The sequence below is a fragment of the Sporosarcina thermotolerans genome (assembly GCF_042658975.1).
GTDB lineage: Bacteria > Bacillota > Bacilli > Bacillales_A > Planococcaceae > Sporosarcina > Sporosarcina thermotolerans.
The window spans coordinates 39,904-53,752 of record NZ_JBHSRM010000020.1; the positions used below are offsets into that span (position 1 = coordinate 39,904).

Annotated in this window: 13 protein-coding genes and 2 pseudogenes; 6 read left to right on the plus strand and 9 right to left on the minus strand. The window is 37.4% G+C overall.

Translation table 11 applies throughout. The features are described 5' to 3' along the window. Positions 1–39 precede the first annotated feature (39 nt). The 4 genes from ACFPZG_RS15910 to ACFPZG_RS15925 all read right to left on the minus strand — a co-directional run bounded on the left by ACFPZG_RS15910 (position 40) and on the right by ACFPZG_RS15925 (position 2,027). Positions 40–552 (minus strand): hypothetical protein, encoded by a 513-nt coding sequence (locus ACFPZG_RS15910; RefSeq protein WP_317941281.1) that lies wholly within the window; start codon positions 550–552, stop codon positions 40–42. Further along, entirely contained in the window at positions 549–776 is a 228-nt protein-coding gene (locus tag ACFPZG_RS15915) for a hypothetical protein (protein ID WP_381427942.1), read from the minus strand. The genes ACFPZG_RS15910 and ACFPZG_RS15915 overlap by 4 nt, the downstream gene beginning before the upstream one ends. Positions 777–1,213: 437 nt before the next feature. Beyond that, positions 1,214–1,558: a DUF3992 domain-containing protein gene (locus ACFPZG_RS15920; RefSeq protein WP_283734216.1), complete on the minus strand. Its 345-nt coding sequence runs from the start codon at positions 1,556–1,558 to the stop codon at positions 1,214–1,216. A 124-nt stretch (positions 1,559–1,682) separates the two neighbouring features. Then, positions 1,683–2,027 (minus strand): DUF3992 domain-containing protein, encoded by a 345-nt coding sequence (locus ACFPZG_RS15925; RefSeq protein ID WP_283734215.1) that lies wholly within the window; start codon positions 2,025–2,027, stop codon positions 1,683–1,685. A 180-nt stretch (positions 2,028–2,207) separates the two neighbouring features. On the opposite strand from ACFPZG_RS15925, the gene ACFPZG_RS15930 reads away from it, so the two are divergent. After that, positions 2,208–3,080 (plus strand): BMQ_0737 family morphogenetic spore coat protein, encoded by an 873-nt coding sequence (locus ACFPZG_RS15930; protein ID WP_317941282.1) that lies wholly within the window; start codon positions 2,208–2,210, stop codon positions 3,078–3,080. A gap of 221 nt (positions 3,081–3,301) precedes the next feature. Here the strand turns inward: ACFPZG_RS15930 and ACFPZG_RS15935 are convergent, their stop codons facing one another. Then, positions 3,302–4,342, minus strand: a complete 1,041-nt coding sequence (locus ACFPZG_RS15935; protein ID WP_283734213.1) for a threonine aldolase family protein — start codon at positions 4,340–4,342, stop codon at positions 3,302–3,304. A 284-nt stretch (positions 4,343–4,626) separates the two neighbouring features. Between ACFPZG_RS15935 and ACFPZG_RS15940 the strand changes: the two genes are divergently transcribed. Continuing rightward, positions 4,627–5,664, plus strand: a complete 1,038-nt coding sequence (locus ACFPZG_RS15940) for a beta-propeller fold lactonase family protein (protein WP_283734212.1) — start codon at positions 4,627–4,629, stop codon at positions 5,662–5,664. Positions 5,665–6,012: 348 nt separating this feature from the next. On the opposite strand, the pseudogene ACFPZG_RS15945 reads toward ACFPZG_RS15940, so the two are convergent. Next, positions 6,013–6,501 (minus strand): annotated as a pseudogene (locus ACFPZG_RS15945) (hypothetical protein); the annotation flags it as partial. 1,006 nt (positions 6,502–7,507) lie between these two features. Here ACFPZG_RS15945 and ACFPZG_RS15950 point away from each other — a divergent pair. Continuing rightward, positions 7,508–8,041 carry a hypothetical protein gene (locus tag ACFPZG_RS15950; RefSeq protein WP_317941283.1) on the plus strand — a complete coding sequence of 178 codons (534 nt, stop codon included), beginning with the start codon at positions 7,508–7,510 and terminating at the stop codon, positions 8,039–8,041. Between the two features lie 310 nt (positions 8,042–8,351). Here ACFPZG_RS15950 and ACFPZG_RS15955 read toward each other — a convergent pair whose 3' ends face one another. Beyond that, positions 8,352–8,546: a hypothetical protein gene (locus ACFPZG_RS15955; RefSeq protein WP_381427978.1), complete on the minus strand. Its 195-nt coding sequence runs from the start codon at positions 8,544–8,546 to the stop codon at positions 8,352–8,354. 264 nt (positions 8,547–8,810) lie between these two features. Between ACFPZG_RS15955 and ccsB the strand changes: the two genes are divergently transcribed. The 3 genes and pseudogenes from ccsB to ACFPZG_RS15970 all read left to right on the plus strand — a co-directional run. Continuing rightward, positions 8,811–10,010 (plus strand): c-type cytochrome biogenesis protein CcsB, encoded by a 1,200-nt coding sequence (ccsB, locus tag ACFPZG_RS15960; RefSeq protein WP_317941284.1) that lies wholly within the window; start codon positions 8,811–8,813, stop codon positions 10,008–10,010. A 476-nt stretch (positions 10,011–10,486) separates the two neighbouring features. Continuing rightward, complete coding sequence (locus ACFPZG_RS15965) at positions 10,487–11,080, plus strand: chloramphenicol phosphotransferase CPT family protein (protein WP_283734210.1); 594 nt, start codon at positions 10,487–10,489, stop codon at positions 11,078–11,080. Positions 11,081–11,250: 170 nt separating this feature from the next. Next, a pseudogene (locus tag ACFPZG_RS15970) lies at positions 11,251–11,619 on the plus strand (transposase); the annotation flags it as partial. Between the two features lie 391 nt (positions 11,620–12,010). Here the strand turns inward: ACFPZG_RS15970 and ACFPZG_RS15975 are convergent. Both ACFPZG_RS15975 and ACFPZG_RS15980 read right to left on the minus strand, forming a co-directional pair. Beyond that, positions 12,011–12,535, minus strand: coding sequence for a GNAT family N-acetyltransferase (locus tag ACFPZG_RS15975; RefSeq protein ID WP_283734209.1), 525 nt, complete (start codon positions 12,533–12,535; stop codon positions 12,011–12,013). A 540-nt stretch (positions 12,536–13,075) separates the two neighbouring features. Next, positions 13,076–13,606 carry a helicase gene (locus ACFPZG_RS15980; RefSeq protein WP_283734208.1) on the minus strand — a complete coding sequence of 177 codons (531 nt, stop codon included), beginning with the start codon at positions 13,604–13,606 and terminating at the stop codon, positions 13,076–13,078. Positions 13,607–13,849: the final 243 nt, after the last annotated feature.

A 13,849-nucleotide genomic window follows, 5' to 3' on the forward strand; every position in this document is an offset into this window, starting at 1 on the left:
TTTTGCTTTAATGATTGGAGCGCTTTTTTGTAGTGTTCACTATATGGAGATACCCTTTTGCAACACAGATCGGTGGGAGTCGTCCATGATTATGCCTTCTCTATTTATCTTTATCTTTATCTTTATCTTTTTCCCGTTTCTTCTTTTCTTTCTCTTTTTTCTTCTCCTCTTTTCCCTTTCCTTCTCTTTCTTTTTCCGTTCTTTCTCTCTTTCCTTCTTGTCCTTCTTCTCTCTCTTTTTCTGTTCCTTCTCTTTATTCTTTTCCTGTTTCCTCTTCTCTTCTGCTTTTTTCTGTTCTTCCTTCTTCAACTTCTCTTTCTGTTCTTCGAGCTCTTTTTGCTTTTTCGCGATTAATGGTAATTCGAATTTCTTTGTAGGTAATTCACTGATCGACCTTGATAGGACTTGCCCGAAAATTGGTGGCACTGTGAAACTACTAGTTGATGTTAAGTAATGTTCGGCATCCGTTTTATCATAGCCTAACCAAACAGCACCCACGATGTCTAGTGTATATCCGACGAACCAATGGTAAGAGATGACCGCTTCAATCAACTCTTTTGGAATTTGATCAGACGAACTCCTTCAATGTTGGAATTCGAAATTTCACTAACGACCTCTCCGTTTTGATCGTAAATAAACGTCGGTCTCGGTTCAGGTACTTCTAGTTTACTCACATCACTTGATGCAATTAAATGATTCAACACTACTAGTCCGCTAATAACCACGACTAGCATGATGACTAATGTATTCGGATTGGCTTTTTTACGTTGGACCATTTCTTTCGTATAGTTAATCTTCTCTGTTGCTGCTTATGTTCCATTCTTCCCAAATGAATTCCACACTTTTCATTGCCTTTCGAACTTTCAAGTTTAGCATACCTGAAAACAGAAACCTACAGTCTAATTCCCCCTGGGAGCGATGAAAAAACCACTTTTGCGTAAGCACAAAGTGGTTTTTGGCAAATGAAAAATATCTCATTATTCCCACGAATAACACTCAATGAAAACCAAATAAAAAAGGAGCCAACCAAATACTGACATGATTGGCTTCTAATTAAGGCAGCCTATCCCCATGCTCCGCTCCTAACGCTTCGCTTTTAGAAACTGCTATTTCGGCAGGAGTAATCGTTTGGATGCCTGGTACCCAACCAATTGTCCCTTAACAACGCTGTCGCTACTGCAACTGCCTGATTAGTAAAGCTAGGTAACTTTAATTAAAACTTATAATTTAACGAAAATGAAACTTTGACTCTTGCTGTTCCTAGTCCCGCTCCAACAATTCCGATCGAATTAATATCATTCATCGTGATGGATCGGGCTTCACCTGGTCCGATAACAAAGCCGCCGACTGGAGCTCCATTTACAGTGAGAGCTGCAGTAGGTGAAGCTCCAATAATACCATTGTTTTCTACCATGATTGTTCCATTTATGATATAAGAAGTAACATCACTCCAAATGACTAAAGGGTCACCACCAGTGTCATCTAAAACAATATTAAAACATACGGAATCATTTACGACCCCCAAATCGTCACTACCACAACTTCCTAATTGCGCCAAAATATTTCCTCCTAACTTTTTTATCATGTACTTATGTTCTTGGGTTACCTGGTACCCATCACTTGTCCCATAATTAATCTGTCGTTGCCGCAACTGCCTAATTAGTCAAGCTATTAAACATTAATCAAAACTTATAATTTAAAGAAAATGAAACTTTGACTCTTGCTGTTCCTGTTCCAGCTCCAATGATTCCGATCGAACCAATATCATTCATAGTGATGGATCTGGCCTCACCTGGTCCGACAAGAAAGCCTCCGACTGCGACTCCATTTACAACGAGACTTGCAGTAGGTGAAGCTCCGATTATGCCATCGTTTTCTACCATGATTGTTCCATTTATAATAAAAGAAGTAGCATCATCCCAAATGGGTAAAGCGACACCACCCGTGTCTTCTAAAAGAATCGTAAAACATACGGCGTCATTTACAACTCCCAACTGGTCGCTACAACAACTTCCTAATTGCGCCAATATATTTCCTCCTAACTTTATTTAATTGTATTTATGTTGTTATATTATGTGAAATTGTCTTCATAGCTTGGACTTTTGTATTTTTTCTTTTTGATTGTCGTTAGCTTAATATTTGAACCTTTCGGCTTCTCCGTTCGTAAAATAAGAGAACTACACTTTTCTAGCTAAGGAATAGATAATATGACGGATAAATTTTGCGTACAGGTCCCTAAAGTATATGATTGGGTCACAAAAGAAGTTGAATTTCAGACATGCTTAAGTTTGCTAGAATGCTATACGATTACAGACCAAATCTGCAATAATTTCACGTTAGAATGCTCTTCTGATATAACAAGCCTATGGGTAGCTAATGGTGACAATCATCCACGTGCTGGCACAATCTCTGTTTCCTTTAATGAAGGATGTGGAGATGAGCTTGCCGTATTCGTTAACGGTAACTTGGCCTTTTCAGTTGGAAAAGGAAAAACGAGGGTACAAACTGTTGAATCCTTGCGGTCAGTAGAAGTGAGTTGTTCAAATGGAAGAGGCATTTGTAGGGGTGAATACGCCTTGAGTATTCACAATAAATTCCAACATACTTGTCTTCCTGACCCAAGCGAAAGCATAGAGTGTTATTTGTCCGATCCAGGCGGAAACAGAATCTGTCCTTTATTACCCGATGCAATTGAATGTGTTGAAATTCCTCAAGCAAACGGTAGACAGAATAAAAATGTTGTAATGCCAAATGGGCAAATTGTTACCTATCAAAAAATTAATATACTCAAAAAAGGCTGCATTGGCGTCGAATATAAGAGAAATGGGAAGTTATGCAAGAGGTTAGTGCCGTTCGAGTTCACAGAGGAATTGTTAATATGTGCTCCTACAGGTACAAGGGTGAAATGTGACATCATTGCTTTTGATTGTATGGCTATGATACTCGAAAATGATTCGTGCACTTGGATCGAGGTGTTTATCCATGTGGGGCAATGCATACAAAGTCAAGCAGACGTTACCGTTGCTTTAGAAGGTAAGTTTTGCAGCCCTAGAATAGATTTAAGTTCTAGTAGATGTTAAGGAGGTTTAAATGAAGACCATGAAATTTAAATGTACCAGGCACCCGGTTGACTCTAAGTCATTTGGGTGCCAGGTACTTTTGATTCTTTTTTGGACAAGAATTAGTTGTTTCTCGCCTCAGATATTTTCGTAACATACTGGTGCGCTAAGTTAGTAAGCTTGTCCCATTCATAGTTGGAGTCTTAGACAGATCTAATCTGAACTAATCTCCAACAAAACTATTAACGATCCAACTTCTTAATATCCTCAATCAGTTTTTCAACATGTTCCTTTTTTGTAGCCCAACTCGTACAAAATCTCACAACACTTTGCGTATCATCAACTTTTTCCCAAAAGGAAAAAGAATAGTTCTTGCTCAATTCACTCAACACATCATTCGGTAAAATGGGAAACTGTTGATTTGTCTTGGAATCATATCTTAATGAATAGCCTTTTTCAACAAACGCCTCCCGAATCATCATCGCCAAGTCCACCGCATGCCTGGAAATTTCAAAGTATAAGCCATCTTCAAACAAGGTTTCAAACTGAATCCCTAATAATCTTCCCTTGGCTAACAACCCGCCTTTTTGTTTGATCATATACCGAAAGTCTTTTTTAAGGTCATCATTTGTGATAACAACAGCTTCTCCAAACAATGCTCCGAGTTTCGTTCCACCGATATAGAACACATCACAAAGTCTTGCGATATCCGCTAAAGTTAGGTCGTTGTCTTTTGCAGCCAGGCCATACCCTAATCGAGCTCCATCCATAAATAAAGGAAAACCACATTCCCGGCAAACTTTGCTCAATTCCTCCAATTCGGATTTACTGTATGTCGTCCCATTTTCGGAAGGGTGAGATATGTAAACCAAACCAGGCTGTACCATATGTTCATGAGTGACATCGTTCCAATGGGCATCATATAATTCTTTTACTTGTCTCGCAGTAATTTTCCCATCATCACTCGGCAAAGTAAGCACTTTATGTCCAGAAGCTTCAATTGCTCCCGATTCATGTCCCGCAATATGGCCCGTAATTGCAGAAACTGCTCCTTGATGCGGGCGCAATATGGATGAAATAATCGTAGTATTTGCTTGTGTTCCTCCAACTAAAAAGTGTACATCTGCATTCTCCATATCACACGCTTTTCTAATATAACCCCTGGCCCTTTCACAAAATTCATCCATACCATATCCAGGCGTCTGTACTTCATTGGTTTTTAGTAGTCGATTCAGTATTTGTTCATGTGCACCTTCTAAATAATCACTTTCGAAACGTATCATTTATCATCCATCCACCCTTGCAGTAATTTTGAACCTATTTTTAAGTATATCTTGTCCTGAAAATAAAATTAAGTATATCTTTGCCAGAGAGACAAAGATATACTTAACGACACACTTTACGGAAAGAAAGGCTGTCCGGATAAGTCATTTTCATCGACTTTCTGGGCAGCACTTTCAATTTAAGCACCTCTTCAATAATTATTGGACATACATCGACAAGCGTACAAGCAAATACAAATTATTTGAGTAAGTTACTAGTAAACGTGAAAAAAGAAGGTGTTTTTTTGAGTACACGTAAAAATAAATGTTCTTGCCGCTGTTGTAAAAAGTGCAAACATTACAAGCCATGCGCTGTTATTCCATTATCAAAAGCACTCAAAGCAGTAGATAGTAGTCAAATACAGCGAGTTATGTCTTTTGCTTATGTAGCAAATAACGATGATGGTACAGTCACGGTAATAAATACGGCTACCAACACGGTCATCGGTTTCCCGATTTCTGTTGGGAGATCCCCTCAAAGTATCGCGATTACGCCCGATGGTGCGCGTGCGTATGTAACAAATGCCGGTGATGATACAGTCTCCGTAATAAATACGGCTACCAACACAGTCATCGGTTCCCCGATTTCTGTTGGGAATCTCCCTATAGGGATCGCGATTACGCCCGATGGTACGCGTGTGTATGTAACAAATGGCTTTGATAATACAGTCTCCGTAATAAATACGGCCACCAACACGGTCATCGGTTCCCCGATTTCTGTTGGGAATTTCCCTCAAGGGATTGCGATTACGCCCAATGGTACGCGTGCTTATGTAGCAAATGCAGGTGATGATACAGTCTCCGTAATAAATACGGCTACCAACACGGTCATCGGTTTCCCCATTTCTGTTGGAAATGCCCCTCAATTTATCGCAATTACGCCCGATAGTGCACGTGTGTATGTAACAATTGGCGGTTTTAATACAGTCACCGTAATAGATACGGCCACCAACACAGTCAACGGGCCCCCGATTATTGTTGGGGATTTCCCTGTAGGGATTGCGATTACGCCCGATAGTGCGCGTGCGTATGTAGCAAATGCCGGTGATGTCACAGTCTCCGTAATAAATACGGCCACCAACACAGTCATCGGTTCCCCGATAACTGTTGGGGGTGGCCCTTATGGGATTGCGTTTACGTCCGATGGTACGCGTGCGTATGTAACAAATGAAGGTCATAATACAGTCTCCGTAATAAATACCGCCACCAACACAGTCATCGGTTCCCCGATTTCTGTCGGGAATGACCCTAGAGGGATCGCAATTACACCCATTATCATTTAAATAGAGTTTCTTTTGATATTATAAATCTATCAAGTAAGGATCTCATTGAAAAAAGAAGATATTATCACTTTGATTCAAATAGAAGTAGCGAAAATCCACAAGCAACTGCATAAAGCCAACCGGGAAATTTACGGTTGACTTTTTCATTTATTAAATTACTGCCTTGCTTCTTGAACTAAAGCACCGTTGGTAAACTATCCAGCCTTTGATGCGTTTGTTGAAGGTGTATCATTTCACAATAAATCGATGAAATCCACTTGATATTTCGGACGGAAAACAGACTACCGAAATGATGGTCTTGTTAAACTAACGAACCCGGTAGTCATAACCTCATGAATCATACCTACTTCAAAGAGCCTGCCCTACAGCCGTAATTTTGCAAGTTGAAATTGCAAATATAGGATTCATTGTATCTATTGGTAAAGTACCTAACACTATACCAAGTCCTGTTTGTTCCACGGTAAAATTCATTGCAGTAGAACCGTTACTTACCAATATATTCACTGTTGCACCGACAAGTGTATTCAGCAATTGTCTCATTGGTCGTTCACGACAATCACATTCACACCCGGAATCAACAGGTGGCAACAAGCTAATAGGAGGTCCTGGTGGTAAAAAACCTACCCCTATAACATCAGAAATATTTACCGTATAGATTGACACTCCATCTGTCACTGTAACTAAAAAATCATTCACGTTAGTAATTGTGACTAGAAAAAAGAATGGAGGTGTATTTGGTGCGTCTGCAATCGTGGCAAGAATGACAGTTTGCCCAATAAGTTGTTGTAAGACGGACTGCATAGGAGTAACACAACAGTCACAAAGACACGAAGAAGTCGGTAGCGGAGCACAACAAGCATCAAATGCGGTGTACTTTACCGGCGGACAACACTCACTAGGCTTTATTCTACTAATTACCTTTTTTTCTGACATAATTCCCCTCCAATCGTTTCTTATTAGAATATGCTCTTAAGAAATATGAGATTGGATTTAGACCTACTCTGCCTTTTGAGCAAACCGTTTAAAATAGTCGTGACCGGATAAATCACGCCTGTCTGTGACAGGAACGTCTGATGAGGCATTTGCAGCAATTCAGAGATTCGGTGCCTGTCCAACACACATTTATGACAATTCATTATGTTTATATAAGCGCACAAGTAAACCTCCCGGATGTTGATATGGTTGGCTTCTACATTTTTTTCAACATGCTGCTCAAACATAAATTATTGAACACACATCGACAAGAGTACAAGCAGATACTAATAATTTGAGTAAGTTACTAGTAAACGAGAAAACATCCGTTGTAAATCATGTAGTATTCTAATATCAAAAATACTAATAGAAATAGATATTTCTATAATACCTCTACTAGCATTTTCACCGAAGCGTTTTATTAATACGTTTAGTGAGGCATCGGGTTCTCAAGAAAGCGTAAAAGCTTATAGCAGACAAGCAAAAAAAGATTATTAAAATATGGTATTAGTAAACATAAGAAGGGAGGTATTTCATTGAATCCTTGTAAAAAAAATAAATTTGGAAGTTGATGCAATACTCCCGAAAATAATTGCTGATATAGTAGCTGTGATATTGAAAATAATACGGAATTTAATATTTTTATTCTGTAGATAAAACATAATAATCGGAAAAGAAATGCTGGCAATAACTAATAAAATCTTCAAAAGGTCACTCCTTTCGTACGTATAACTAATTATCACCTGAAATACAGGCGGCTAAACGAAGGAGAAATATTACTTAACAAGTAGAGAAGATGTTGTGATTTAATTACGGATAAATTGGAAGTTGCGTAGTTCGACCAATAGTGAAGATAAAGGAGTTGATAAATTTGTCATGTGAAATATGGAAAATTAGATACTATCCTCCGTTTAGAGCTTCCAACGGTCCTCTTTCTAATCCATCTGGACAACCGGGAGACCCTGGATCAGGCATTAGCCCGGATATTACCCCAGTTTATGGTTCACTGTATTCTAATGCTAGTTATTCTGCTGCAAGTGGTGCAAACGTTTTTTTTGACACGACTGGGCCCTCTAAAGGAATAACGTTAAATACCGCCGATGATTCGATTACCATAAATAGCTCAGGTGTATATGCAATTTCGTTTTCAATTATCATTAATGCAAGTGAGGTTGAAGGAGCAACGAACTCAATTGATTTTATGCTCTCTATAAACGGGACTCCTATCACAAATTATTTACTCTCACATCAAACTCTCATTGCTTTTAAAAATGAAATCGATACATTATCAAGAACAGACCAATTCATGTTAAATCAAGGTGATGTTATACGAGTTTCCATAGGTTCTGTAAATGGGACATTTTCATACAATAATGCTGCATTGGTTATAACAAAGGCTGGATAGTTTCCGAAAACCAATAAGGGGAAGATTTAGAGGTTGTAGATTTAGAAGGAAATAACGTTGGTATCGATGAGATCAAGATAGGAGATATTATTTATCTTGATTTTAATTTCCCAAATAGAAAAGACGAGTTTAAAGGTGGAGAAGCTACAATTGAGACTGAAATGCTTATTGTAGAAAAAATTATGCGATAAATAAATCGTAGCTTATCTTTGACTAAACGGAATAGAGTGATGGGTTCTGATTGTGTTGATGCAAAAAAGAAGCATGTCCTCTCTGCCTGGAGAGAACATGCTTTTTCTACTGGGATAGATCATTCGTCTTTAGTGTAGTTATACTGAGAAGGATCGACAGGAGTATACCCTTTCGGTGTATAAAATCTCAATAAGTCGCCATTCACGACTTTATCGGAAAGCTCCAATTTATAATCCACTTCTTTTTTCAAATTGTAAAGGTACCTGTGCAAGAAACATTCATGATAATTCAACCAATTTGTATAAAAATTCATTCCCACCGCATATAAAATGGCTGTTTTTTGAATTTTTATACATTTGTAGTGAATTTATTGAATAGTTTGCTGCACAGGACCTGTTACAATTCCCTTGATATTACCATAAAACATTATCACTATGAGGAAGTCATTAAATTGTCGGAATTCGTGTTCCATACCTTATATGTAATGCTATACTGGACTAAACTGGTGTTTCTGAATAATTTTGCAGTTTACTATATTAAGGACATCGAAAAAATAGGTACTACAAGGAGTGGCATCATGTCTACAAGTTCATTAGTCAGTTTAAGTAATACAGCATTATATATTTCATTTTTTATCTACTTAATAGCAATTATACCTTTGGGCTTATCAGTAGGTTCGAAGAGAAGTTTTTTTTCAAGACTCGGAATAACATTTACATCGGCAGGTTTTATTTTGCAAATCATCTATTTTATATCAAGATGGGCCGTTGCTGGACATGCCCCAGTCAGCAACTTGTATGAATTCTTGACGTTCTTCGCCATTATGCTCGTTGGAAGTTCCCTGATTATGTATTATTTATATCGTCAAAGTGTAATTGGACTCTTCGCCCTTCCGATTGTACTCATAATTCTGGGCTATGCTAATGCATTTTCGAAAGAAATCACGCCTCTTATACCAGCGTTACAAAGTAATTGGTTAGCAATTCATGTACTTACAGTAGCCTTTTCCAGTGCAGTGTTATCAATTGCCTTTGTTTCAGGTATTATCTATCTTTTAAAAACAGTTAATCCTGCCCAAAAGAGCAAGAATACATTCTTTTTGGAGCTTGTCATGTATTTTTTGGTTGTAGTGGTCGGTTTCATTGCAACGACAAGTACATTCGGTGCGATGGCTTATAATAAAAATCTCCAATTTGAAAATTATGAATCAAAGATTGATGTTTCCAACTATAAATTACCGACTATTATCGTTCCTAAAGATTCTAAAGTTGTCCAATCAGTTGATGCTAATTCTTACAAGGTCGTCGATCAAAAAAATGGACTGATAGAGATTCCCAACTCAATTGATGCACACCAATTGAATACAATAATATGGTCTTTTCTCGTAGGAACTGTGCTTTATATACTGATACGTCTCCTTACGAAACGAAAAGTCATCGCTCTACTCAAACCCCTTACTCATAAAGTGAATGCTGGTACAATGGATGAGATATCCTACCGAGCAGTCGTAATTGGTTTTCCTTTGTTCACACTTGGCGGCCTAATCTTCGCAATGATATGGGCACAATATGCTTGGAGCCGATTCTGGGGTTGGGATCCAAAAGAAGTTTGGGCATTGATCACCTTCTTATTTTATGCTGCAATGTTACATTTAAGGATTGGAAACGGCTGGGAAGGAGAAAGAACTGCTTGGATGGCAATCATCGGCTTCGGTCTTATTTTGTTCAACCAGATCTTTGTTAATCTTGTAATTGCAGGACTACATTCCTATGCATAGGGAATGTAAAACAAGTAGATTTGAAAAAAGAAGAGGGATTTACGAGGGCACTGAAAAAGTCCGATTAAAGTGAAAAAGAAGCTAATCGCCTACTACATATAGGTTATTAGCTTCTTTTATTTTCTGTATGTTGATGAAAATCTTCGATGCTTTCAAAAAGCTTTACTTTTTGAGTGGCTTCCGATAAAGGGCGGCTCTTTTATTATGCTCTACGGGGCTTGTAATGCTTTTAATTAGGTATACCCATTGCCGAATGAATTGGTTTCTGATGTTACGGCAGAGTTTACCCTTCTTCGCTCCGCACAAAATTTTTCTGAAAATACCATGTGAGGGCATTCCTCCCAAAATGCATTAAGCTATCTGGCAGGATAGTTGAAACGTTCCTCGAATATTTTATCAGTTGGATAATCTAATGAAATTTGTTAAAATAAGGTTGTCTGAATGAAACGCAAATCTTATAGATAAGGGTGATTCATGTGAAGCAAGGACTCATTGTGTTTTTGAACGGAACGTCAAGTTCTGGAAAGACCTCCATATCGACTGAACTGATAAATCAGAAAGAGATTCCTTTTTATCATTTATCAATTGACGATTTTTTTAATAATTACAATGATTTTGTTAATAACAAATTTCCAGATGAACCTCCAAGAAGAATAGATCATCAAGTTGTCTCACAAATAGTTGATGATTCCATATTCTCAGTGTACCATTCGACAATTAAATTGTTATCAGAACTAGGTTTTAATGTAATAGTAGATACCATAATCGCAAATGACAAGTCGTTTAATGATTTTTATGATTTACTTGTTGATCATCCTATATTGTTTGTAGGCGTACGATGCTCAAAAGAAGAACTCACAAGAAGAGAGCAGAGTAGGGGAGATCGATTAATTGGACTAGCACATTCCCAGTTCGACAGAGTATATTCCTATAATGAATATGATCTTGAAGTAAATACGGAAAAGTTGAGTCCAACCGAATGTGCCGATAAAATATTAAGTTTTATTAAGTCCGATCAGGGTTACTCTGCATTTAAGAAATTAAGTAAAAGAGAGATTAGTGTTTCATAGTAGGCAAATCCATCAGATAACAACATATTCAAGCATTGGGGCTATTGCGAAAAATTAATGAGTTGATTGACTTTTCATTTGTGTATGACGAACTTAAGGACAAATATTGCCATGATAACGGTCGAAATGCCATCGACCCTATTCGTATGTTCAAATATCTATTGTTGAAGTCTATAAGGAAAGCTCGACAAGGTAAAAAAGGGGTCGCCGTTAATCAAACGGACACCTATTATTTTGATGTGGAAAAATGTAAACACTGTCCGTTTAAAGAAGGGTGTTATAAAGAAGGAGCTAAAAGTAAGAGTTATTCGGTAAGTATTAAATCCAATGTACATACCGAACAGATCGAATTTCAAGAAAGCGAGTATTTTAAAGAAAAATCGAAAGAACGATATAAAATAGAGGCGAAAAATAGCGAATTAAAACACAGACACGGGTATGATGTTGCAAAATCCTCGGGTCTAATTGGCATGGAAATGCAAGGTACCATGCCAATTTTCACCGTAAATTTGAAAAGAATATTGAAATCAATGAGTTAAATAACGAGGGAATTTCGGAGTACATAGATAAAAAAGACGATTTCCCATTCAAAATGGAATGAGAAATCGTCTTTTTAAATGGCACTGCTTACCCACTAAAAAAATTCCGTTTTTCAGTGACCTCGGACTTACTCCTTCTTCTTTTTGATTTGCTCTGGTAACTTTTCGAGTTGAATATCGATAGGGGGGCTTATCAATATAGAGAGTAGTTAACAACCATAAACAGATAGTTCATCGCTTTCCGATTGATAGTTAATGCATTATCTATTCGATTGCGGTATAAATATTATATTTTACTAAGACAGAGTTAAAAAAATCGGTTTTTCCTTCTGGATATTTGTGTTTATTATGGGTCAAAACGTTGATAGCTTTCATTTATTTCCGAGAGATCCTATTCTACTACGGCTTCTGTTATTTTCCCATCTAAATTTCTAATCGCATGCACCGAATTATCCTGAATGATGCCTGTTTCTACAAAACCTAATGAAGCGTATAATTCTTTAGCTATGACATTACTTTTATGATAAAAGAGATCTACATTTTCTGCTTCCCCATAAGGCATAGTTTCAATATCCGCCAACATTTTTTCAAAGGCAAGTTTGCCATATCCTTTCCTCTGATAACTCTTATCAATCATAAAATGCCAAATGAAATAGGTCTTCTTCCCGTAAAATACTTCATTTTGAAATGATTCATGATCCGTCGTATCATAAATATACATCAAAAATCCAACCATCGTATCATTCGCATAAATAGCTAATGGAGAAGCTGGTATACCATCTGTGTTCAACATATGAGCGTCTGCGAAGCATCTAAGGTTAGTAGTTTCTAATATAAATTCTTTCTGGTTTTCTTCAACATCAAGCGCTATTACTTCATCTATGTTATCCCCTGTTATCTTTCGTAATTCAATCATTTTTTCATCTCCTCTCTTAAGACAAGCCACTTCCACACACGGCCTAAAACATTCCAATAATTCATTTTTTTCTTTAGTTTTTCCTCGTTCAATACCTCTTTCTCTTCAAAAAGTGCTCATTTAATTAATCATTCGGCATCCCACTTAGTAATACCTGCTTGTGCAACTAAACTGCCGCTTCAGTAAAGAAAAAAAAAAGAGACGCATATTAAAAAATCGCCCCCGTTTATGAAAAATACTTAGATATTTTTGCTGCTGTATTCGTTGCAAGAATTGTTAACACCAAAGAAGAAATAACAAATGGCACCCAGTAACCATTATTATAAATCGCTAAAATCAGCCCAGTGACCGCTAACAAAATAGATGTTAACTGTAAAACCCGCCATTTTGTGTCTTTTATTACTTTCTTATTAATCCTAATTACCATCCTTTCTATAGGCAACCTTTCTCCATTTAATGGTCTGTTTGCTGTACACTGTTCAACTATCTTACTCCGTTATTTGAATAGGAAGAAGGTGGTACTTTTTGTAATTTCTCATTTTAATAACCTTTTCTTTGACAAAAGATAAAGTGATCCTCAGTCTTCCAAACGTGCAGATCCTCAGCAATATATCCACGTAACCACAATACACCATTAATTTTTCTAAGGTAAAAGCCTTTCGGAAAATCATCATCTTCACTAATTATCTCTGATGCTATTGTGATGGACCCTGAAGGAGCTTGTCCTCGTGGAAGATTCCCTGTACTACCTTCAGGTTGATTTAAATACGCTAGTCTTAAGTGAGGTCCTACCTCAAGTGGACACAAATCCAAACCAAGTTCTTCAGCTCGATTAAAAATCTGGGGCATAGTGGCTCCTTCAGGAAAGCCAAGGTTCCTAATGGTTAGTTCAACGGTCTTCAGGTTGTACTTTGTTTTAGAAGTAGTAAATTTATCGTTAGAAAATAGTCTCTCTGCATACTCATTTAAAGAGATAGATTGTTGTTGCAATTTTCGAGTAAGCTGTAATTTTGTCAGCCCACCTATCTCTATTGTTTTAGAAATAGCTTGGAAGTCAGGATACATTTTCACGTGGAGTCACTCCTTACTAATCGGGTAAAGAAATTAAAACAGTAGACAATTTGCCATACGTTTCTTATTCAACTCACTCGGAAAAAAACCTTCTTCTTCCTTCAACTAACCTGCCCCGTTAGTTTAATAAGAAAAAGAGCCGTTTAAGCAGCTCAACGATCTTCAAGTAAAGCACTCCGTTAGTTTAAGAAGAAAAGCGACGTTTACTCCACAATCGCACCCAATTATTGTACAGTTTAGTAC

What these genes read in the sequence shown, in the direction of transcription:
- ACFPZG_RS15915 (WP_381427942.1), bottom strand. Translation starts at nt 776, where the DNA reads ATGGTCCAACGTAAAAAAGCCAATCCGAATACATTAGTCATCATGCTA.
- ACFPZG_RS15930 (WP_317941282.1), top strand. Translation starts at nt 2,208, where the DNA reads ATGACGGATAAATTTTGCGTACAGGTCCCTAAAGTATATGATTGGGTC.
- ACFPZG_RS15935 (WP_283734213.1), bottom strand. Translation starts at nt 4,342, where the DNA reads ATGATACGTTTCGAAAGTGATTATTTAGAAGGTGCACATGAACAAATA.
- ACFPZG_RS15955 (WP_381427978.1), bottom strand. Translation starts at nt 8,546, where the DNA reads ATGAATTTTTATACAAATTGGTTGAATTATCATGAATGTTTCTTGCAC.
- ccsB (WP_317941284.1), top strand. Translation starts at nt 8,811, where the DNA reads ATGTCTACAAGTTCATTAGTCAGTTTAAGTAATACAGCATTATATATT.
- ACFPZG_RS15975 (WP_283734209.1), bottom strand. Translation starts at nt 12,535, where the DNA reads ATGATTGAATTACGAAAGATAACAGGGGATAACATAGATGAAGTAATA.